At 37.1% G+C, this 22,347-nt stretch carries 17 protein-coding genes; 3 read left to right on the plus strand and 14 right to left on the minus strand.

Features of this window, described 5'->3' with window-relative positions:
* Positions 1–40 precede the first annotated feature (40 nt).
* The 3 genes from Q0X66_RS04755 to Q0X66_RS04765 are packed head-to-tail and all read right to left on the minus strand — an operon-like array spanning position 41 to position 2,838.
* Positions 41–1,420 (minus strand): NAD(P)(+) transhydrogenase (Re/Si-specific) subunit beta, encoded by a 1,380-nt coding sequence (locus tag Q0X66_RS04755; protein ID WP_297703732.1) that lies wholly within the window; start codon positions 1,418–1,420, stop codon positions 41–43.
* Positions 1,420–1,728 carry an NAD(P) transhydrogenase subunit alpha gene (locus tag Q0X66_RS04760; protein ID WP_297703734.1) on the minus strand — a complete coding sequence of 103 codons (309 nt, stop codon included), beginning with the start codon at positions 1,726–1,728 and terminating at the stop codon, positions 1,420–1,422. The genes Q0X66_RS04755 and Q0X66_RS04760 overlap by 1 nt, the downstream gene beginning before the upstream one ends.
* A 12-nt stretch (positions 1,729–1,740) precedes the next feature.
* On the minus strand, positions 1,741–2,838 hold the full coding sequence (locus Q0X66_RS04765) for a Re/Si-specific NAD(P)(+) transhydrogenase subunit alpha (protein WP_297703736.1): 1,098 nt from the start codon (positions 2,836–2,838) through the stop codon (positions 1,741–1,743).
* Positions 2,839–3,253: 415 nt separating this feature from the next.
* Here Q0X66_RS04765 and Q0X66_RS04770 point away from each other — a divergent pair, with 415 nt between their 5' ends.
* Positions 3,254–3,763, plus strand: coding sequence for a hypothetical protein (locus tag Q0X66_RS04770; RefSeq protein ID WP_297703738.1), 510 nt, complete (start codon positions 3,254–3,256; stop codon positions 3,761–3,763).
* On the opposite strand, the gene mgrA is transcribed toward Q0X66_RS04770, so the two are convergent.
* The 5 genes from mgrA to Q0X66_RS04795 form a co-directional block, all read right to left on the minus strand.
* Positions 3,760–4,752 carry an L-glyceraldehyde 3-phosphate reductase gene (gene mgrA, locus Q0X66_RS04775; protein WP_297703740.1) on the minus strand — a complete coding sequence of 331 codons (993 nt, stop codon included), beginning with the start codon at positions 4,750–4,752 and terminating at the stop codon, positions 3,760–3,762. The two genes, Q0X66_RS04770 and mgrA, sit on opposite strands and share 4 nt — an antisense overlap.
* A gap of 311 nt (positions 4,753–5,063) precedes the next feature.
* Complete coding sequence (locus Q0X66_RS04780; RefSeq protein ID WP_297703742.1) at positions 5,064–7,004, minus strand: PQQ-binding-like beta-propeller repeat protein; 1,941 nt, start codon at positions 7,002–7,004, stop codon at positions 5,064–5,066.
* 91 nt (positions 7,005–7,095) lie between these two features.
* Entirely contained in the window at positions 7,096–7,770 is a 675-nt protein-coding gene (locus Q0X66_RS04785) for a hypothetical protein (protein WP_297703744.1), read from the minus strand.
* A 238-nt stretch (positions 7,771–8,008) separates the two neighbouring features.
* Positions 8,009–9,418: an FAD-binding oxidoreductase gene (locus Q0X66_RS04790; protein ID WP_297703746.1), complete on the minus strand. Its 1,410-nt coding sequence runs from the start codon at positions 9,416–9,418 to the stop codon at positions 8,009–8,011.
* Between the two features lie 116 nt (positions 9,419–9,534).
* The gene (locus tag Q0X66_RS04795; protein ID WP_297703749.1) at positions 9,535–10,641 is read right to left on the minus strand and encodes a nickel-binding protein; all 1,107 of its coding nucleotides are present in this window, start codon (positions 10,639–10,641) and stop codon (positions 9,535–9,537) included.
* 205 nt (positions 10,642–10,846) lie between these two features.
* Between Q0X66_RS04795 and Q0X66_RS04800 the strand changes: the two genes are divergently transcribed.
* Entirely contained in the window at positions 10,847–11,452 is a 606-nt protein-coding gene (locus Q0X66_RS04800; RefSeq protein ID WP_297703751.1) for a pseudouridine synthase, read from the plus strand.
* On the opposite strand, the gene Q0X66_RS04805 is transcribed toward Q0X66_RS04800, so the two are convergent.
* The 5 genes from Q0X66_RS04805 to Q0X66_RS04825 form a co-directional block, all read right to left on the minus strand.
* Entirely contained in the window at positions 11,442–12,086 is a 645-nt protein-coding gene (locus Q0X66_RS04805) for a head GIN domain-containing protein (RefSeq protein ID WP_297703753.1), read from the minus strand. The genes Q0X66_RS04800 and Q0X66_RS04805 overlap by 11 nt on opposite strands.
* A 562-nt stretch (positions 12,087–12,648) precedes the next feature.
* Positions 12,649–13,104, minus strand: a complete 456-nt coding sequence (locus tag Q0X66_RS04810) for a cold-shock protein (RefSeq protein ID WP_297703755.1) — start codon at positions 13,102–13,104, stop codon at positions 12,649–12,651.
* 369 nt (positions 13,105–13,473) lie between these two features.
* On the minus strand, positions 13,474–14,463 hold the full coding sequence (gene lpxD, locus Q0X66_RS04815) for a UDP-3-O-(3-hydroxymyristoyl)glucosamine N-acyltransferase (RefSeq protein ID WP_297703757.1): 990 nt from the start codon (positions 14,461–14,463) through the stop codon (positions 13,474–13,476).
* Between the two features lie 362 nt (positions 14,464–14,825).
* On the minus strand, positions 14,826–15,698 hold the full coding sequence (locus tag Q0X66_RS04820; RefSeq protein ID WP_297703759.1) for a DUF4382 domain-containing protein: 873 nt from the start codon (positions 15,696–15,698) through the stop codon (positions 14,826–14,828).
* Positions 15,699–16,009: 311 nt separating this feature from the next.
* The gene (locus Q0X66_RS04825) at positions 16,010–16,936 is read right to left on the minus strand and encodes a nuclear transport factor 2 family protein (protein ID WP_297703761.1); all 927 of its coding nucleotides are present in this window, start codon (positions 16,934–16,936) and stop codon (positions 16,010–16,012) included.
* A gap of 231 nt (positions 16,937–17,167) precedes the next feature.
* Between Q0X66_RS04825 and Q0X66_RS04830 the strand changes: the two genes are divergently transcribed.
* Entirely contained in the window at positions 17,168–19,360 is a 2,193-nt protein-coding gene (locus tag Q0X66_RS04830; RefSeq protein ID WP_297703763.1) for an amino acid permease, read from the plus strand.
* A gap of 18 nt (positions 19,361–19,378) precedes the next feature.
* On the opposite strand, the gene Q0X66_RS04835 is transcribed toward Q0X66_RS04830, so the two are convergent.
* On the minus strand, positions 19,379–22,171 hold the full coding sequence (locus Q0X66_RS04835; RefSeq protein ID WP_297703766.1) for a prolyl oligopeptidase family serine peptidase: 2,793 nt from the start codon (positions 22,169–22,171) through the stop codon (positions 19,379–19,381).
* Between the last annotated feature and the right edge of the window lie 176 nt (positions 22,172–22,347).

Below are 22,347 nucleotides of genomic sequence, written 5' to 3' on the forward strand. Positions count from 1 at the left end.
GCAAAGCATTAACTCCAAATTGGAATACCCACCCACCTCATTACATATTTTTAAGTTCACTTACTAATTTGGTCAAAGCTGCTTTTGCATCCCCAAAAAGCATAACTGTTTTATCATTGTAGAACAGTTCATTCTCAATTCCGGCATATCCGGCATTCATGGTACGTTTATTAACGATGATATGTTTTGCGTTTTCAACATCAAGGATAGGCATGCCATAGATGGGACTTGAAGGATCGTTATGTGCAGCAGGATTCACCACATCATTTGCCCCAACTACAAGAACAACATCGGTATTTTTAAATTGAGGATTAATATCATCCATTTCTAACAGCAGGGAATAATCCACATTGCTTTCTGCCAGCAGTACATTCATATGACCAGGCATACGACCTGCAACGGGGTGAATGGCATATGTAACATTAACTCCTTTCTTAGTCAGTAATTCTTCTAATTCATGAATGACGTGTTGTGCCTGTGCAACCGCTAAACCATAGCCCGGAACTATAATTACGTTTGTAGCATAGTTTAGCATTATTGCCGAATCGCTGGGGTTTGTTTTTTTTATGGTCCCTAAAGTTTTGTTTGCTCCGGGTACTGAATCTGTTGCGCCAAAAGTTCCAAAAATAACAGCGGCCAGGGTTCTATTCATTCCCTTGCACATGGCAATTGTCAGGATAATACCTGCCGAACCTACAAGGATACCCCCTATCAGCATGACCATATTAGATAATAAAACTCCTGTAATAGCAGCCGCAATACCTGTTAATGAATTCAATAATGATATTACCACGGGCATATCTGCACCACCAATGGGAAGTACAAATAAGATTCCGTAAATTAACCCGGCAGCTAATAAAGCAAATACCAAAACCTCGTTGCTGGCACCGGCAGTTACCATAAAGAATGCAAAAGCCACTATTCCAGCTAAAAATAAATTGTTCACTGAATTGTGATAGGGAATCTTTATCACACTTTTTATGGATCCGTTTAATTTCCCCCAGGCTATCATACTTCCGGAAAAAGTTATTGCACCTATAATAATTCCGGAGACAATAGTGGTAGTTATCATCTTATCCCCTCCATCTTTGCTGAATTCTACAAGCCCAATTAAAGCTGCACTTGCTCCCCCAAAACCATTAAACAAGGAAACCAACTCGGGCATCTTGGTCATCTTTACTTTGATGGCCATCCAGCCCCCAATTACAGACCCTATAAGTATTGCCAGTCCAATAAGAATATATATAGTTGTTGGAACCCGTAAATCATGGATAAAAATAGTTCCTGCAATGGCAAGGCCCATTCCTGAGGCAGCAATTAAATTTCCATTTTTGGCTGTTGCAGGGTGTCCCAGCTTTTTTAATCCAATAATAAAAGCTATTGTAGATACCAGATAGATAAGACTCAATGAAATACTCATTAACTTTTCTTTTTAAACATTTTAAGCATCCTGCCGGTAACGGCAAAACCACCGACAACATTTAAGATTCCTAATACCACCGCAATAAATCCAAGAGTAAGCGCAAAATAATTATCCGGGTCCGCATTTAACATCACTAATATTGCCCCTACAACTACCACACCACTTAAGGCATTTGCTCCTGACATTAATGGTGTATGTAATACAGCCGGAATATGTTTAATGACCTCTACCCCTAAAAATACGGCGAGGATCAGGATATAAATCATTTCGATATTAGTACCGATAAATTCTAATAATCCATTCATATTAATTGCTTTTTATTTTCTGATGATTCCGTTGTGAACTATTAAAGTTTCATCCGTAATTTGTTCTTCAGTATCCCATTTCAACTCAGTATCTTTTGTTAGGTGTTTAATAAAATTGTACATGTTTTTTGCGTACAATTCACTTGCATTTGTTGAAACACTTTCCGGAGCGATACTGGTACCAATTACCTTTACACCATTTCTCGTTACCGTTTTATTCAGCATACTTATTTCACAATTTCCTCCCTGAGCAGCCGCTAAATCTATAATTACCGCGCCGTTTTTCATATTTAGAACTTGCTCTTCGGTGATTAAAATTGGTGATTTTTTACCCGGGATACCGGCAGTAGTAATTACTAAATCTGCTTTATAGAGCGACTTATTAACCGCTTCTTTTTGTCTTTGGATATAATCTTCTGAAGCTTCTTTGGCGTAACCACTTTCAGATTCTCCATTAGCTCCTTCAACCATAATAAACTTTGCACCCAAGGATTCTACCTGCTCTTTGGTCTCTAATCTAATATCGGTAGCCTTAACCATAGCGCCTAAACGTTTAGCCGTGGCTATAGCTTGTAGACCTGCAACGCCTACGCCATAAATCAATACTCGCGCCGGTTTAATTGTCCCGGCTGCAGTCATCATCAATGGAAATATTTTTTTCATTTCATAGGCCCCAAGAATAACTGATTTATATCCGGCCAAATTGCTCTGTGAACTCAACACATCCATGTCCTGAGCTCTGGAAATACGGGGTATGGCATCCATCGAAAATGCGGATGCACCTTTCGCTGCAATTTTTTGAATTAATTCCGGCTTGGATTTGTGATACAAGTGACTTATCAAAACATGGTCCTTGTTTACTAATTTTAAATCTTCTTCATTAAAGGGATTAATTTTTATAAGAATTTGAGAGTCTTTAAAAACTACATCTCTCTTTTGTACTTTTGCTCCAGCTTCTCTGTAGTCTGAATTTTTAAAAGAAGAATAGGCACCTGCATCATCTTCAACAATTAATTCAAAACCCTTATCAGTCAATTTTTTTGCAATCCCAGGTGAGATCGAAACACGTTTTTCGCCTTTTTGAGTTTCCTTCAATATGCCTATTTTCATTTTAGCTTTTGATTTATTCGCGAACTGTAATTTTTAGTCTTGGCCTGCAAATTTAGGGGATTATTAAAAAAATAAACTAACTATTTCCTGATTTATTTATTCCGACAAACAGTTTAATAGAATTCAAATTGGCGAAAAGGTGGATATAAAAAATTCAGTTCTAATTAATCCTTGAAAATATGCTATTTTTTTTAATTCTACACATATCATATAAAAAGTGTCACGGATTTTTTATAGGTGACTATTAGAGTTAGTAGTATTTAACTGGTTATTAATTACAATTAGCACAATTTGGCTGGTCCAAAATTAATATTATTTGATTTTCACAACCATATAGGTCTGTTTGGCAACAAAAATGATATCTGTTTTGAAGAAGCTACTAGATTTGGCGTTCTATAATGAAAAGTCAGTACAAATGAAAAATACAATTTTGGCATTAGCTTTCGCATTTTCAGGAATGGGATTGTATGCGCAAGAAGGACTAAGGGTAGGAATACACGCAGGTTTGCCTATTGATGATTTTAATGATGAAATAAGCCTGATGGCAGGTTTGGACCTGGGGTATATGTGGGCTCTGGGAGAAGTAGTGGACCTGGGGATAAGTACGGGACTAATTTACGGATTTAAAGAATCTTTTCAATCGGATGTAATTGTTTCAGGACTAACTGATGTCCAATTTGTCCCACTTGCCGCATCCGTAAGAATTTGGCCTTCCAATTCATTCTCATTCGGAATTGACGGCGGGTATGGCCTTGGATTGAATGAAGGCAATGATGGCGGAATTTATTACAGACCCATAATAGGCTATTTATTGGGGCCTTTGACAGAAATTAATCTTTCCTATACCGGAATACAATTAGAAAACAGAACCTGGAATACGGTTTCCCTTGGATTCTTGCACACTTTCGAATTTAATAACGACTAATCCTGTAATATTTCTTCGATCATTTTTAGTTCCTCAGGGGCTAATGCCATTTTATCAAGAATCTCAACCGCATCTTCTATTTGCGATACCTTGCTGGCACCTATTATTACTGAAGTTACTCTTTTATCCCTTAATACCCAGGAAAGAGCAAGTTGTGCCATTTTTTGTCCTCTCGACTCAGCAATTTCATTCAGTCTTTTTACCTTAGCGATCTTTTCAGGGGTGATGTCTGATGACTGCAAATAGCTATCCGATTTTGATGCCCTGGAGCCTTCGGGAATACCTTTAAGATATTTATTGGTTAACAGTCCCTGGAATAAAGGGCTGAAAACTACAGAACCCACGCCATTTTTTTCGAGCACATCCAATAAACCATCTTCTACCCATCTGTTGAACATACTATAAGACGGTTGATGAACCAGGCATGGTGTACCGAGTTCTTTCAAAATATCTATAGCTTTCTGCGATTGTTCCGGGTCGTAGGAAGAAATACCTGCATACAACGCTTTTCCGGATCGTACAATCTGATCCAGGGCCATCATGGTCTCTTCGAGAGGAGTATTCGGGTCGGGACGATGGCTATAAAAAATATCCACATAGTCCAGCCCCATGCGTTTCAAACTTTGATTGCAACTGGCAATAAGATATTTTCTGGAACCCCATTCACCATATGGTCCGGGCCACATATCATAGCCTGCTTTAGAAGTGATAATCAATTCGTCTCTATAGGATTGTAAATCAGACTTTAGAATTCTTCCAAAAGTCTCTTCGGCAGAGCCATATGGAGGCCCGTAATTGTTGGCAAGGTCAAAATGGGTTATCCCAAGATCAAATGCCCTTAGCACCATATTTCTGCCATTTTCATAAACATCTATGCCTCCAAAGTTATGCCATAACCCCAGGGATATTGCCGGTAGTAATAAACCACTGTTGCCACAACGGTTGTATTTCATTTTTGTGTACCGATCTTTATTTGCAGTGAATTTCATGTGTGATAAGCTAATTGTTGGATTTTTGTTCGATACACTAAGGCGAGGAAGTTATTTATAAGTCATCCGTGCTTTTTTCAGGCTTTGAAAATATAGGGTTTGCTCAAAAACCAAGGTATTTTTAGTATATCAAGTGCTGATTAATTATTGCAATTGATAGTGCTCATTGTACAAATCGCTATAAATATAGTACAAAATGTCAAAGGAATGACGCTACCCATCAGGTCTTAGGAAATAATTGACTTGGTGAATAAAATATAAGAAACGCAGTTTTTAGATTATAAAGGACAGTAGTTAATTTTTGGATTTGCCTATAGAATAAATCGTTTTATCCTGTTGGAGTCATCCTTTAAAAAGACTTCTCCTTCTACCAGATCAATGGCATAATTTGGTTTTCTGTTTTTTCCAAGAGGAATACTGCTTTCACTTTCACCGGTATCTTTATTAATTTTTAAAAGTTCAATTCCATTTTCATTTTTAGTAAGGACCATGCAATAGTTTCTTGCCTCTTTTGTGGCTTTGAATCTTTTATTGGCAGCTTTAAAAGCTAATCCAGCTGCACTCCCTGCGGATTTACCCATTTCATTATAGGCAGTTCCCAATTGTGCAAATGTTTGTCCCTCAACTGTATTGAGGCCTTGTTGGGCTCCTGCCTCCTGTAATACTCCGGAAGCCATTGTACTTACTGCGGAAACATAACCGGCATAAACGGTTCCGGCAAATAGTAATGCTCTTTTCCACCCTTCTTCTCTTGGTGAGGCATAATATTTTTGAAATAATAATGCACCGTTATAATCATACATCGCAAAATTTTGATCAGAACTTAAGAGGATCCCTTTTTCCCTTAACTCTAAAATATTGGGGGATTCATTTTCATTAAATTTAACTGGTTCTGAGGCTGCCATATCAATTGCTCCACTGTCAAGATTAACACTTATTACAGCCCCGGCTTTATTATCATAGGTGTATAAATGGTTCCCATTTCGGACTACCAACTTATAATGAGTTTTTAGGTCTTTATCCCATAAAAGATCTCCGGTAGTGGTATTCACTATATTCATTTCTTCGGCTGTGGCATATAGTATTCCATGCTCTGTGGTAAGTGTATAGCCTACATGGCCTTTAACCTTGATGGTTTTATCAAATGTGAAGAGTCCATTTTTAGTATCGAGATAATTTAAAAAATGTTTTTCGTTTCTGCTGGTGATGACCAACATACCGTCTTGGGTTGGGGTGTAATCATAGACTCCTCCTTTTATACTTATCCCCTTTCCTTTCTTACCCCAAAGTCCCGCACCATCTTCCATGGCGTAAAGATTTACCCTGGAATTTTGTTTTCCTTGTGGCAGAATCAATAGATCATTGTTTAACCATGCCGTCAGTCCCAATTGACCTTTAACCTCAACCGGATCTTTCCAAAGCAATTCTCCATTTGCAACATCATATGCTCTATATGTAGAAGTGAAGGTTACAATGGTATTACCATTGGAAGACATCGACTGATTTTCATTGCTTTGTTCTGTTCCTATAACAAAATAGTCCCCGGATGGGTGCATATTAAAATCAAGCTTAATTTCCATGCCTTCAGAGGCCGCCTCGGCTACATCCTTAAGGAGATTGCCAAAAGCACCCATTTTACTAAGTTGTTTGGCCTCACTGGAATTATCTATACTCCAGATAACATCTCCTGTTTTAGATTTAATTTTTACATTTTTCAACAAGGTTATACCTAATAATTCATCTTCATTTAGCTCAACCATATCTACTAATTTACCAAAACTACCTTCTTTACTCCAGAGTACATTACCGGATGTAATGTCCATTGAAAGTGCCATATCTTCACCGGATACAGATTTCCCTGCTACAACTATTGCATTAGACTGGTACAGCACAAAGTGCTGTTTTACTTTTTTAATACCATGTTCAAAAGAGTTAAATACTTTAGTGCCATCAAACAGATTAATTATAAACAATCCTTTTTCTGTCTCAATTTTGGCAAAGGGTGTATTCTCCAGTTCTGAGAATGAACTTTCATCTAAACGACCAAAAGTTTCGTCGCTCCAGATCACCTCACCACTGTTACTATCAATTCCGAACAAACCAGAATTGGTTTGCACTATATAATTTCCAAGCGCACTTACAGTCTGCCAATTAACTTCATTATCAAAAGTTGAGGTCCATGTTTCTTCAGATTGAGCAAACAGGGAAAAGCTAATTAATACGAATGAGTATCCAATAATTTTTTTAAGCATTTTAGTAGGTATTTGGGTTTTCGATATAGAGGTTATGTTATTAATCAAGTTTTCCAGTTACTCTGGAAACACATTCAATAGGCATTAAGGTCTATAAACCGGTTAAAGAATTCTGGTTATAGTCATCAATCATTTTTACAAAGGAGGCTGCGAACTTCTTATTAACCAGTTTTCCTTCTTTCTGGCTTTCTGTAAATTGGTTTCTCAGACCGTAGTAATTATTATCATAATTATCTTTTATATCATGCTTGTCACCTATAAAATTTAAAAGGTTTATATGCATAATATTTCTTGGGTTTTTTGAGTCCTTCTGAATGAGAAGTTGGAAGTTATCCTGAATATAATCTATAAGTTCCTGACCACCTTCCCTAACATAATCTGCCAGTTCATATGAAATAGTGCCTGTGGTTCTGGTGTACAATCTATAAAGGTCAATTTCTCCGCTGGCAAGCTGTTCAAGGCATAATTTTTTAGGCATCATTTTTATGGCTTTCCCGGTAATGTCGGCGTATGACACTGTTTTAAATATCTGTCCGTTATCTAAATGAAAACCTTCTATCTCTTTAGGCTTTAGCTTGATTTTTTTACTGCCTTTAATTTTACCTTTCTTCAGGTATTTGGCATATGTTGAAGGAGTAATATAAGTTATTGAGTTTTGGAAACGTTGTGGATATTTATAATCCATTTGTACATAGGCTTCGTTAGATTTACCATTTTTAAAGGTAACAGAGCCTTTTTGATAGAGCCCCTGAGCTTGAAGGTTCATACATATCAAAAATAGAAGGCTGCTAAATAAGGAGATAAGGAGTTTCATAAGATTTGGGATATGGGTTGATTTAACTCGTGAAATTAGAACGTTTCAATCTCCAAATTATTGTAAACCAAAATGTTGCGCGGATACGACAAAAAGGGGAAGATAAAGTGCTGGTGACTTTACTTCCCCCTACTATTTTCTAACCCTAATACGCTATCCAGGTACAGGATACAGAATTATAATTAGGATGCTACGTTTTGGGTTTAATATTCTGGTTTACCCTGAACAAGTTGTTAGGATCATAAGTTTTTTTAATCTCTGACAATCGATCATAATTGTGTTTATAACTAGCCTGCACTCTTTCCTGTCCCTCTTCCATCATAAAGTTGGAATATGCACCACCGGAAGAATATGGATGCAATGCTTCCCAGTAGTCCTTACACCATTGGGTAATCTTTGGAGCATCTTCCGGATCAGGTGAAACCCCAACAATGACTCCGGCATATTTGGCATCTCTATAGGCCCATGGTGTTTCCTCTTTACCAACCCTACTGGCTGCTCCGCTAATGGGATATAAATGCATTTGCGATAATGGGGTTGGAATACTTGATCCATATTTTAAATGAGCTGCCCTTACTTCTTCACTAAAATCATTAAAGAAATCTGCTCTCCAATACCACTGTAAGTTAGGAGGAAATAATCCGTCAAAAAGTGTTTGAATGGCAGGGTACGGCATCTCCCCTACATGCTCAAATACGGGGTTTTTGTCTCTGACTTCTTGAAATAAGGCATCAAAATCTGATGAGTCTCCCGTATAGCACCATACAATCCCGCAAAACATTTTATTATGTAACACCTCAGGAAATGGTGGTCCCGGGATGACCATGGTTGCAATAAAACCATTTAAATCATCCGGGGCATTTAAAATAAAATCATGGTACCATGACATAATTTCTTCTGTTTTTTCTATAGGCCACAAGGTAGGACCACCAATAACCGTCTTAACAGGATGTGCCTGGAATTTAAAGGAGGTTATTACCCCAAAATTTCCACCACCTCCGCGAATAGCCCAGTATAGATCTTCGTTTTGATGATTGTTGACAGTTACAAAGGAACCATCAGCCAAAACCATATCTGCTTCCAAAAGATTATCTATGGTAAGACCATATTTCCTTGAAAGATGGCCAACACCACCCCCCAACGTTAATCCTCCAACTCCTGTTGATGAAATTATTCCGGCCGGTACGGCTAATCCGAATGGATGTGTCGCATGGTCTACTTCACCCCAAAGATTTCCACCTCCAACCCGGACGGTATTAGTTGCCATATCTACTCGCACAAATTTAAGCCCTGACAGATCAATCACTAAGCCATCGTCGCAAATTCCAAGTCCTCCCCCATTATGTCCGCCTCCCCTGATGGCAACCAATAAATTATTTTCCCTGCCAAAATTAACACAGGCCATCACATCTGCAACATCCACACAGTAAACGATCATTCCTGGATGCTTATTAATCATTCCATTGTAAACTTTTCTGGCATTGTTATATTCCGGATCCGCAACTTGCACTATTTCGCCTCTGAGTTGTGCTTTAAAAAGTTCGATTTTTGAATCATTAATTTCTTGTACTGTTTGCTTATTTTTAATTACTTCTGACATCGTTTTCTTATTAATTGGTTATCTCATAAATTTAGATAGACTAAAATCTATAGACAGCCACTTTTAATTCAAAAAATTACACTTTTAATTCGTCGCGATTTTAAAGGAAGAAGTTTTTAACTCTGATACATTTGGGCATATTTGGAAGGGAGGATCCCAAACTTATCTAAAAATGATTTTGAAAAATAAGCGGCACTATTAAATCCGCTTTCGAAGGCAATTTCAGAAATATTTCCCTCTTGGTTATGGATTAGCTCCAATGCCCTATGCAGCCTATATTCTCTAATAAAGGTGATGGGAGATTTACCTGTAAGCTTCTTAATTTTTCTATATAATTGAGACTTACTATGCCCAAGTTCTTTGCTAAGTGTGATAATATTAAAATTTGATTTATTCCAGGTACATTCACAAAACTCAACCAACTGAGTAACGAATGACAACTCTTGAGGTGTTAAGGTTCTGATTAATTGATCGTCAATGACAGCATTTCGATTTTCATTTTCATACAATGACTTTACAGAAGAAGAAATAACGATTTGGCCCTGGATAATTTCGCACATCTGTGTTGCCAGTAAAATAGATTCCGAAAAAAAACCCTCTTTTGATGTTACAGGTAAACCTGCGCATAACCCTATTTTTAGGCGCCGATTATCTCTTTCCAGTTTAGGGTAGCTGTACTTAAAGCTTGCCTGGATCTTTAAAGCACATAAAACAGCATTGGTGACGGATTTAAAAGAAATTAGGTATGATTTGTCATTTTCCCGAACTAAACTTGCTTCAAAATGTTTAACAGATTTCGCAACACTTCGATGGAATTTCTGAGTGAAAATACTTAGCTGATGAGTATCCAGCCTGTGTAGATAATCTGAAGTTTCTAAGACCATGATCACTCTAAAAGCAGGATCATCAATAATATTTAAGTCCTCGTTTTTCCCCTTTTGAGGATCTTCAATGCGTCCAAGAAAGGATTCCACCAAATGTGGATCTACTTCAATGATATCATGAGGAAATTCCCCATGTGCGTGATTGTGCATATTTTGAATTGCCTCCCTGTTAGGTGCTTCTATCAAACAGAAAGCAGTATGTCGTTCAGTATCACACCAATAAGTCATTCCCTTACACCCATACAGATGCTCTACCTTCAGATCTTCCTGGTGCATTAATGCAACGTGTTCTGCAGTAATTTCTTTCGGGATATCATGTCGGTCCATGTAAATGGGCATCGGCTTTGTTTTTATACAATTTAAGCAAAATAATTAAGTTTTACAGATTTATTTCCGCCAGACAATCCAACTGAACCTGAGTAAAAGGAATCATAATAAAGGTAATAAACCAACAGAGTTAATTTTAAACAAGTCATTTACATAACTAATAATAAATTAAGGTGAGCACTAAGTCCAACAGGACTTTGTTACCTTGCCAACTCAAATGGATAATATGCCACTTCACTACAAGCTGTATAAACCCTGCGGTATAATAAGTCAGCTTAATTCTAAAAGCCCCAGGGAGATACGCAAAAAAAAATTCTTAAATGAGCTTTATAATTTTCCGGATGGGGTAATGCCCATAGGGCGACTCGATGAGAAATCTGAGGGCCTTCTTCTTCTTACCACAGATGGGAAGCTAAGCGATGAAATAAATCGCTCTGGTATAGAAAAAGAGTATTATGCGCAATTAGATGGGGAAATTACAAATGAGGCAATAGCACTTTTGGAAAATGGTGTTACGATTGGTTTTGAGGGAAAACGATACCTTACTAAAGCTTGTAATGCATACAAATTAAGTGGCCTCCCAAAACTTCCTGAGGCCGATAAAAAACTTAGAATAGGGCGGCACAGGCCTACCAGTTGGATAAGCATTACACTTACAGAAGGTAAATTCAGGCAGGTTCGTAAAATGACCGCAGCAGTTGGTTACCCTACTCTCCGACTTATTAGGATACGTATAGGAAATATATCTTTAGAAAATTTATTGCCGGGGGAAGTAAAACTTTTGACAATTCTCACTGCCAAATGTGAACAATTCAATTCATAGGAATAACCTGACCCGAGCCGGATATATCTTTAGTTACAGAGGGACTACCCTTGTAATAAACATTTCCACTGCCTTCAATGTTTACGTTTAAACTTTCTGTGCAATAGACTTCACTATCTCCTGAACCTTCAATGCTTAAATCTATATTGGCCGCCATAAACTCTGCACAATTAATAGTTCCGGACCCTTCATTGAGAATAGTTAAGTTATCTGTGTAACCGGCAATTGCAATATTTCCAGCCCCTATATTTTCAATTTCCATAGTCCCGGCACTTTGTAATTCGAACACAGTAATATCTCCTATGCCTTCGTTTTTTATTCCGTTTAAATCCGCCATCGTAATATTGGCTTCCAAATAGGTATTTTTATAGTTTCCATCTTCAAGGTATATCTTTAATCGTCCATCGGAAATTTTGGTTTTAACTCTGCCAATGATATTATCATCCGCTATAATTTCCAGAGATTGTGACGGACCCTGCGTTATATTAACTACAAAAGTCCCTTCACTACTAATTTTAGTAAATAAATTTACGTCTCTGAATTCTGAAACCGTATTTCCTGATCCTGTATAATCATCTTTGGAACAGGAGGCTAATGTTATTGCCATGATTGCTATTAGAAATAATCTTCTCATGATATTTTAGAGTTAAGAAGTTATGTTATTTCTTTTTGTTCCTTTTGAAGAATGACTTCTGCTCATACTCCATCCATAACCCATATGATAATTTAAGGTCCTTTTAATGTAGTTCATGTCTAGTGTTCTCATGATGATCGTTTTTTGATTGATGTATACTCAAAAGACGCCAACACTTTATTTTTGTTACAAAAAACAATATAAATTGAAGAAATTCTATTGTAATGACTTTGAGCCTTTATTTAAGCTACTGCAAAAATGGGGTAGAAGTATTTTTGATATGCTGCTGAATATATCTTGAGGGAAGAACCCCATGTTTACCCAAAAATGGTAAAATATGCAGAGCCTATTCTATTCTTAAGATTCTTTTAAATATGCGAAGCTCGCATTGATAGAACTTACAGATCAATTCTATAAAATCTGAATACTTATTGTCTGATTTCATCTTGTTTTGAATTTACTATTTAACTATTAGTAAAGTAAAACACTAAAAAATCACAATTCAATGAAGAAAATTTGAAAATAAGACGGGAAATGGATGTTTTGTGGAGAAAATTTGAAGTTATACTTTCTTTACCCTAACTGCATTAAGCCCTTTCATTCCTTTTTCCAGTTCAAAAGAAACCTTGTCGTTTTCAGCAATCTCATCAATTAATCCGCTTACGTGACAGAAATATTTTTCATTGTTTTCAATATCAATGATAAAGCCAAATCCTTTAGAGTTATCAAAGAAAGAAACTTTCCCTTTTCTTACAGGATCTACCTCCTCTATATCGCCTTCTTCCCTCTTTGGAATGCCAAGGATAATATCTTCAGCCTCGATTTCCACTTTCAGTGAAGGATCCGGAGGAGTATCTGTTAGATTTCCCATGTGGTCTACATATGCAAATTCAATGCCTCCACCTTTTTCTTTGGCGGCTGCTTTACGTGCTTCTTTCTTCTTTTGTTTATCCTCGCGCTTTTTGAGACGTTTTTTTTCTTTTTCGCCTTTGCTATATGTTTGTTGTGATCTTGCCATTAAAATATTTTATTTGGATATTATAGTTTAGTTTAATAAGAAGCTTGATTAAGAAATGAAAGCTCGGAAAAGTAAGTGTGGAACTTTGAATACTCCAAAAAATTAGCCAGAGCGATAGTTGCTATAGGTCGGTAGTCATCTCATTAAACTATTGCGAAGATAACACTTGCTTTTTAATTTACAATTAAAAGGCGTGGAAAGCTGGTTCTTTACGGCAAATATTGCCAATTAGTTAATTAGCAATTAAAGAGAATTCCTTAGTTTATAGCATATTTGAACAATGGAAAGCATATTGCTTTTACAATCCTGAAAAGAAAGCAACTATAGGTTTATATGATTTGATTGAATATACCTATTGTCAGCCTGCTTTTACTTAATCAAATTACGTGTAGCAACCCATTCCTTTAGTTTCTCACGTGCGTCGGCAGCCGGATATCCCAATACTGTTTTCCCGGCAGGTACGTCAGCTAAAACTCCGGAACCAGCTCCTACAGTAGCACCGGAATGAATGGTAGTATGATCCTTTATCGATGCGCTACCACCAATAACTACCCCGTCGCCCAGGGTCACAGAACCAGCCAGGCCACTAGCCCCTGCCATGATACAAGAACGTCCTAAAACACAATTATGCGCAATCTGGACCTGGTTATCAATCTTACAACCGTCGCCTAATATAGTGGAACTGAATTTTGCACGGTCAACCGATGAATTTGCTCCAATTTCCACGTCATTACCAATTACCACATTCCCTATATGCGGAATTTTTACTAACCCCCGGCCATCTTCCCTCGGACGATATCCAAAACCATCACCACCGATACTAACGTTATTTTGAAAAATACAGTAAGCCCCTATCTCAGTTCGCTCGCGAATAACCGTACCTGACCATATAACTGTATGAGCACCAATTGTAGTTTCATCAAGAATGGTGACATTAGGATATATAATAACCGCCGCTCCCAGAACAACATCTTTTCCTATATAACTTCCTGCACCTATTTTACTTCCCTCACCTATTGTGACCGTTTCATGAATTACTGCAGTAGGATGTATATCTACGTCAAAATGTGGTGTTTCTTTGATAAAAACTTCCAATAACTTCGCCATAGCTAAATCAGCGTTTTTGACTTTAATCAGGGCTCTGTTTTCTCCCGGCTCAGCTTTGAGTCCTTCATTAATAATTGCTGCTGCTGCCTTGGAATTTTCCCATTTTTGAGTATATTTTCTGCTCCCAATAAAGGTTATTTGGGAGTTACCCGCTTTATCAATTTCTTCCAAACCCAATATCTTTTGGTCTGTATTACCCACGAGTTCTCCACCGAGAATCGCATTAATTTCCTGAATTGTAAATGATTTCATATGTTCTAGCAGTTAACTTTTTAGGTGACAATAAACCAGAGTATACAAAGATAGAATTAATATTTAGAGGTTTCATTTTAATGCCCAGGTCAAATGCCCGGTAAATCATATTAAAAAGAATTGACTTCTGTATTTCCTTGAAAATTATATTGAGGCATCTGAGGCAAGTGAATTGGTATTTCTTCAAGGGAAATTGTTTCTGTGATCATATTCCCCAAATTAATCCCTGTTATAACCAAAAATAAAGATTTTTACCAATTATAAAGAATGGAATTCTGCATTGAAGTAAACTGTTAGCTAGGTGTTTTTATTAAAAAAGGCGGAATATCACTATTCCGCCTTTCGGACTTAACCACTGTTCCTTATGGCACAGGAACCAAATCAAAGTCTTGAATTATTTTATTCCCCGCCACTATAGTTACTTCTTTAATAGTTTGTGTTTTATACCCTTTTAGTTCTACCATCACATCATATAAGCCTGCATTAAGACCCATTACGGTATAGTTGCCGTTCTCATCTGTAGGGGCCATAATAGGATCTAAAGTGCCTGTCTCAAATACAGATACCGTTGCATTCTCCAACCCAATTATCTCGCCATCCATCATAGTTGAAACCAATCCTGATACAGAACCTGCAAAAGACATATTACATGCCTTGATAACAGGTTTAAAATTAAACCCATTAATGCCGGAAATGTTTTTGATATTACCCTTAGGTATAAAAGATCTGCCTACGTCAAAGTCTAAAAGTAAATCTGAACTTAATTCCCCACTTACTAAAATTGAAGGCTTAATAAATACCTTAATACCAGTTTGTTCCCCACTGGGCACTTTTAAATCATATTTAGATTCGTCTTTAAGGACAACATTAACCCCTTTGACGTAAATTCGGATAAGATCATATGAACCTACAGGAACATCAATATCTACTAATGTCTCGGTAATTCCATTTGTTAGGTTTAACAGATTAAAATCCCTTTCTTCTTCCATTAAAACAACAAAAGAATAACCTTCCTCTTTATTATTCTCATCACCTTCCATAGAATCCCCTTTATAACGGGCATCAACTTTGAAGATAGTAACATTGGCCTCGGAGATTAAATCATAGGGAAAAGGCGCATCCGTTAATCGTACTGTGAGTCGGCCCGTGCTCGTCTCATTGTTCAGATCTTCACTGCATCCTAGAAGGAATATAGACAAAATGATGAAAAAAGAAGTGAAAAATTTAGTTTTCATAGGGGATTTTATTGTGCACTAAATAAATCAGTACAAATAGTTTTATATAAGGCTAAATTATTTGAAAGGGCTAATTTCCTGATTTTTAATGTAAAAATTACCCTTTTCTTTATTTTTTCGATATAATACATTCTCAAAAGACCAAAGATTCAACCCCACATCACCAACAGTAAAGGAGTAATATCACTCTGCAAATCAGTATTTTAACACAAAATATAATCACAGGACTTACGGTTATTAATCTATTTGGTTGATAAAAACAAAAAAGAGTGCAGAAAGCACTCTTTTAAGGGTTTTTTAGGTAGGTTGATTTACTTTGCGTCGAGAACCTTGGTACTTAAATAAGAACTGGACCCTACGATCTTACCATCTTCATCAAAATCATGAATATACAAAGCTGGGAGAATTATTTTTTTTCCGTCAGCTTTTCTGGTCAATCTAAATTTCCACCAGGATTGTACCACTCTGCCATCGCGCATATCGTATTCCAGATAGTCCGGATAGCCTACAACATCTATGCTGGTTACTTCAAAAGTTTCCATGAATTTACTATTGCGCTCTTTTACTTCTTCAAGACTCATGGTTTCTCCATCGGGCAACTCTAAAGAATTAAAGCGCGCATCTTCCTTAAAAAAGCTATAGGCAGTCTCAAGGTCCATATTTTCAAAGGCACTCATCATCTTCCGAACTGTATTGATATTGTCATGATGGTTGTATATGGTACCATTTTTCCTGTCTTCAAAGCTTTGTCCTATTTCCCAGAAAACACGTTCATTATAATAATTGATCATGGTTTCTATTTTGTTATCGTCATTCAACTTAAACAATCTGTGGGTGGGCATATCAATTTTTACTCCCGTAGTATTATGCATAGCCTTTAAATGGTTCCAGGTCTGTACCCAGATTTGCCCGTCTTTATATTCAATAGCATCAGGATAAGCACCACTGGTTGGCTCAAATGAAATATAGGATAGGTTTTCTTTCCAAAAATTGGAATTTTTTATAAACTGTTTTTTAGAGTTTCCTTTGTTATCCTTATTAATGCCTGTGCCATTATAAGCTTTAAAATCATCAGCGAGGTATGAAGCCACCTTAGTGGTATCTCCGACAAAGAAGGCTTCAAGCATACTATTGACTACATCAATAGCCGGATGCTCATTAAATACTTTACCGTTGTTCTTTTGAGAATAACCCATAGCTGCAAAAAGCATTAGGGCAGTAAAAAATACATTTTTCATATTTGTATATTAAATGGTTATGCCTGCGAATTAAGCTAATCCGTTTATGAGCATCAACCTAAAAAGGACGAACATACCTATTTAATGTCCCAAGATGCCAGTTTATTGATCGAAATTAAATATGGGTCCTGGTTTTGAATATTTTAATTTGTTATTCACCATGGTAAAATTCATTCATTATTGGTACATAATTGTTATCTTCTGCACAAATTAAGCATCACTTATTTTACTATGGAAACACAGCCAGCCAACGGTAAGAAATTTGGGACATTTGCAGGTGTATTTACCCCCACACTTTTAACAATTCTAGGTGTAATTATGTACCTGAGAATGGGTTGGGTAGTGGGCAATGCAGGTCTTTTGGGGGCCTGGTTAATAATTATTGTTTCGTTTCTTATAACCTTGACTACGGCACTTTCCATGTCAGCAATTACAACCAATATCCGTATTGGTGCCGGTGGTGCTTACGCCATAATTTCGCAGGCACTTGGACTGGAAGTAGGTGGAAGCCTGGGTATTCCACGTTATGTTTCCCAGGGACTGGCTGTTACCATGTACATCTTTGGTTTTAGAGAAGGCTGGCTGGGAATTTTTCCTCATCATATCCCTTTTTTGGTTGATATCATTGTATTTGGGGTTTTACTAACCATAGCATACATAAGTGCGGACCTGGCAATTAAGACCCAATTCTTTATAATGATTATTATCATTCTTTCGCTGATATCTATAGTAATGGCTGCTTATCATGGGTCGATGACGATTCCAACGGAAGATGCTATCAGATGGGGAACATTTAGGGGCTCACCTGAAAATGATTTTAGTGGCAGTACTTTCTGGATTGTTTTTGCCGTGTTCTTTCCGGCTTCAACCGGTATTATGGCCGGAGCCAATATGTCCGGTGAGTTAAAGCATCCTAATAAGAGTATTCCTCTGGGCACTTTATGGGCAATTGGGATTAGCTTTGTAATCTATATGGCCCTGGCCTTTTGGTTGGCACGTTCTGCCACGGAACAGGAACTGATCTCCAACTATAATATTATTATTGATAAGTCTTATTTTGGACCCCTAATAATTGCAGGTATCCTGGGTGCTACCTTCTCTTCAGCGCTGGCCTCTCTTGTTGGCTCCTCGCGTATCCTTTTTGCAATGGGGGAACATCGGGTATTGCCCTATGGTAAATTTCTTGCAGGACAAAGCGCCAACGGTCAACCCAGAAACGCCATGATAGTCACGGGGATTATGATATTTATTACCATGTTACTTCGCGACCTTAATGCAGTGGCACCTCTCGTGACGCTCTTTTTTCTAATTACTTATGCAATGATCAATGTTGTTGTAATTATTGAACAAAATTTAGGGTTAATAAGTTACCGGCCGCTGTTTAAGATCAATAAATGGGTTCCATGGATAGGATTAGCATCTTCAGTATTGGCAATGTTTATTATTAACCCAACGATAAGTCTTATTTCAATAAGTATTGTTTTTGTGGTTTATTGGTTTTTATCCCGACAAAATATAGAAACACCTTTTGAAGATGTTAGGTCGGGGCTCTTTGTTTCATTTGCAGAATGGGCGGCCAAGCATACTTGGGGCATGAAAACTATGCAGCAAAGGGCATGGAAACCAAATTTGATGGTCCCGGTAAGAGATGTTGTTGGTGCAAAAGGAAATTTTCAATTTTTAAGGAATATTGCCAAACCTAAAGGATCGATAAAACTATTGGGAATAGAAGCAAATGGGTCTGATAGCATGTTGACAGAAGAACTGTCTTCCCTTTCTGAGGCCTTTAGAATTAAAGATGTTTTCTCTTCCTGGACGATAATTAATACAGATGATTTTGCAAAAGGGGTTAATTATGGTAATCAGGCTTTAAAAGGAGCATTTTTTAGGCCTAATGTTGTTTTTTTAAACCTACAGCAACACGACAATTACGAAACGGAGATCAGGCCTGTCATAAAAGAATCAATCCGTTTAGAAATTGGGGTTTTATTGTACTCTTCGCACCCTACGGCTTTATTAGGCAGAAGAAACATGATTAATGTTTGGGTCAGTGACCGCACTAAAAACTGGGATATTGGATGGGATATTGGTAATTTAGACTTGTCGATCTTGATTGCGTATAAGCTTAAAAAAAATTGGGAGGCAAAGATTCGGTTGATTATTGTTATTAAAGACGAAGAAGAAAGAGAGAATGCACAGAATTTCCTGAATTTGTTGATTAGCCTTGCCCGTTTACCTGAAACACTTACTGAAGTTAGAGTTGGAAAATTTAAGGATACGGTGGCAAATGCACCGTCGGCGGACCTTAATGTTTTTGGGATGGAAGAAAATCTAAGATTTGAATTTGTGCAGGAAATGACACTTCTTACAAATAGCTCCTGCCTTTTTGTTAAAGACTCTGGCCATGAAAGTATACTTGCTTAATTACTCTTTTAATCTTATCTAATTCTCATCAGAACTTTCCATTAATTCATATCCCTGGTTTACCCCTTTTTCTATTGCCGGGACTCCTCGATCCATCCATACTGGCATCGGAGCACCTTTTAAATAATGATCGAAAAACTGGGCCATTCGAATATTAAAATCTTTGCGGTTTTGTAATTTTAACGGCCAGTGTGGTTCTCCGTTATAATTGAGGAACCAGGAAGGCTTACCCAATCGTCTTAAACTTACAAAGAACTCAATGCCCTGATACCATGGCACATGACCATCTGCGTCATTGTGCATAATTAAAAGAGGGGTATTAATCTTATCAATATTAAAGATAGGTGAGTTCTCCATATATCTGATGGGATACTCCCATGGTGTCCCTCCTATCCTACTCTGTGTATGTTCATATTGAAACTGTCTGCTTAAGCCGGTCCACCATCGGATTCCCCCATAAGCACTAATCATATTTGGTACCGGAGCTCCTGCTTCAGCTGCTTTGAAAATATCAGTTTTAGTCACCAGATAGGCTATTTGATATCCTCCCCAACTGTGACCTTGTACACCAATATTATCCTTATCAACAAAATCTTTTTCTATTAAAGATGTAATTCCGGGTATTACACAGTTATATGCACTTTCTCCCGGATAACCTATGCGGTAGTTCACATCCGGATTAAAAATAAGATATCCCCTGCTGGAGTAAAAACTATAATTAATTGAGGAACGTCCAGGGTTTGGAGCCCTGTGATAATTTAACCTGTCTGTACTTTTCTCATAAAAATTTACGATCATTGGGTATTTCTTTGTGGAGTCAAAGTTTTCTGGCTTTACTAACATTCCAGTTAACTTATCACCATCCAAAGAGGTCCAGCTAACTAGTTCTATAGTACCCCAATTATAATTATTTTGTTGGGGATTTGCATCGGATATAATCTTTACGTTTTTAAAACTGAGATCAGAGTAACGAATATCCGGAAACTCTTCAAAAGATTCTCTGGTATAGATAAGCGCATCATCCAATTGGGCTTTTATTGGATTTCTATAACGAAAAGGCCCTTTTAGTAAAGTCTTTAAGGTTTTATTTTTTGGATTAAATTCGGTATATCCGCCACTCTTATCAGATTCATTAAAAGTAGTAAACAACCATTTTTTATTGGTATCTATGAACATCACTTCTTTGTCTAGAGATACATAGCGATACCTGGTCATAATTTCCCTGCCATTTGTTAATCGGTTGGCTAAACCAGAGTTAGGATCAAATTTCCATATATCATAACGATCATACAGCAGTAAAGCTTCGTCATTTTCAGTCCAACCGGCAGCACCATAAGGTTCCGGCGGACTAGGGGAATCATGCAGTTCATCATAAAAAACTTGGCCTTTGGTCAAATCCAAATAAGAGTCTCTTTCAATATTATAAACAAACCAGGTTTCCGACATAGAATTGTAACCATAAATAAATTTACCTCCCGCACTTAAGTTTACTTCTCCCGAAACTTTAGTAAGGACTTCTTTTGATTTACCCGCTAAAGTATTTATAATGGTATAATCACGTGCCCTTCTTCCAGTCCATTGACTTTCCAGGTCATAGGGCTCCGATCTCTTTATCAAAGCAAACTTTGCATTTCCTTCATCTCCTAGTTCGACTTCTGGAAATGATTCCGAACCTAATTGTACAATCCTGAGATCATCTTTAAGGTGTACTACGGATTTGAATGACTGGATGGTATCCTTTTTAAGCTGTAATTCTTGCACAGTATATAGCCTGGGCTCATTATATGTCCATACTTCAACATTTACAATTTCGTCTTCTGTAAGCATTGTATCTTTAATAATTCGTGGTTTCGACAAGCCAAAAAACAATTTCGACTCATCTTTCGAAAATAACAGCTCCGCGTCCGAAGATGGATGGTATGAGTTCGGAGTCAAAGAGGCATCAGCTACTCTTTGGGCCTTATCCTGGCCTTTACGCCATAGATATAGTTCAGTTGGTCTTTCCTGTACTTTTGTCGTATCCGTGTCAACAATAAAACCCAGATTACTACCGGATTCACTAAAATTTAACTGATAATATTTCGCTTTTATAGCAGTATGAACCTGTATCAGGCTGGGTTTTTCAAAATCCAGTATATAGACGCTGGAACTATCTTTTTTATCTTCTCCTGTAGAGGCAAAAGCTAATTGCTTACCCTTTTTGGCAAAAACATAATCTGTAACAAACTTAAAAGTATCCTTTTGCCCTGTGTGTATATCCTGAACCAGCAGGTGATAGCCATTCTTTTTACCAACCTTTTTCTTTTTATCCTTAACATCCTTGTCTTTTTCTACTGTAGTGTCCTTTTCCTTCTTTATTTCCTCCAATTGATAAGCTAAATAACCATCCCATTTTTCAGGTATCTTATATGATTTTATATTACCGATTTTTGTAAGCGAATTGTTTTTTAAATCTAATATTCCCAAACTGTCTTTTGGCAAATCTTTCTTTTTGATTTTGCGTTTTTTCATTGCGAGTACACTATCCCTCCACGCATTAATTGTAAAAACGGCATAGTTAGAACCATAGGTAAACCGGCCTTTTGAACCCCGGTCATATTGAAAGACAATATTTGCCTTACTATCCTTTATTTTCAAATACTGATCCGCTTCTCCCTTTTCAAGGGAGTACATGATATAATAGCCATCCGGGGAAATAGATTTGTTTTTTATAGAATTCCAGATTTCAAAATCTGAATGATCCAAAACCTTCTTTTGAGCAAGAATTACAGAACAGGATAATACTAATAAAATGGTGAGAATTGACTTCATAATCTGGTTTAAATTCGAAGCCTAAATATACTAGGAAAATTCTATTAAGTAATTGGTAGATCTAGTTTTCCTGTGATTGTACTTAAATACTTAAAAGTTGTTTTTAGAAAACGCGACAATTATTTTATTATTACCGAAAACTATCAGATTAGACCGAAAATATGAACAGTACTCTT

Origin of the sequence: uncultured Eudoraea sp. (assembly GCF_947260015.1) — a bacterium.
In the GTDB taxonomy this organism is placed as follows: Bacteria; Bacteroidota; Bacteroidia; order Flavobacteriales; family Flavobacteriaceae; genus Eudoraea.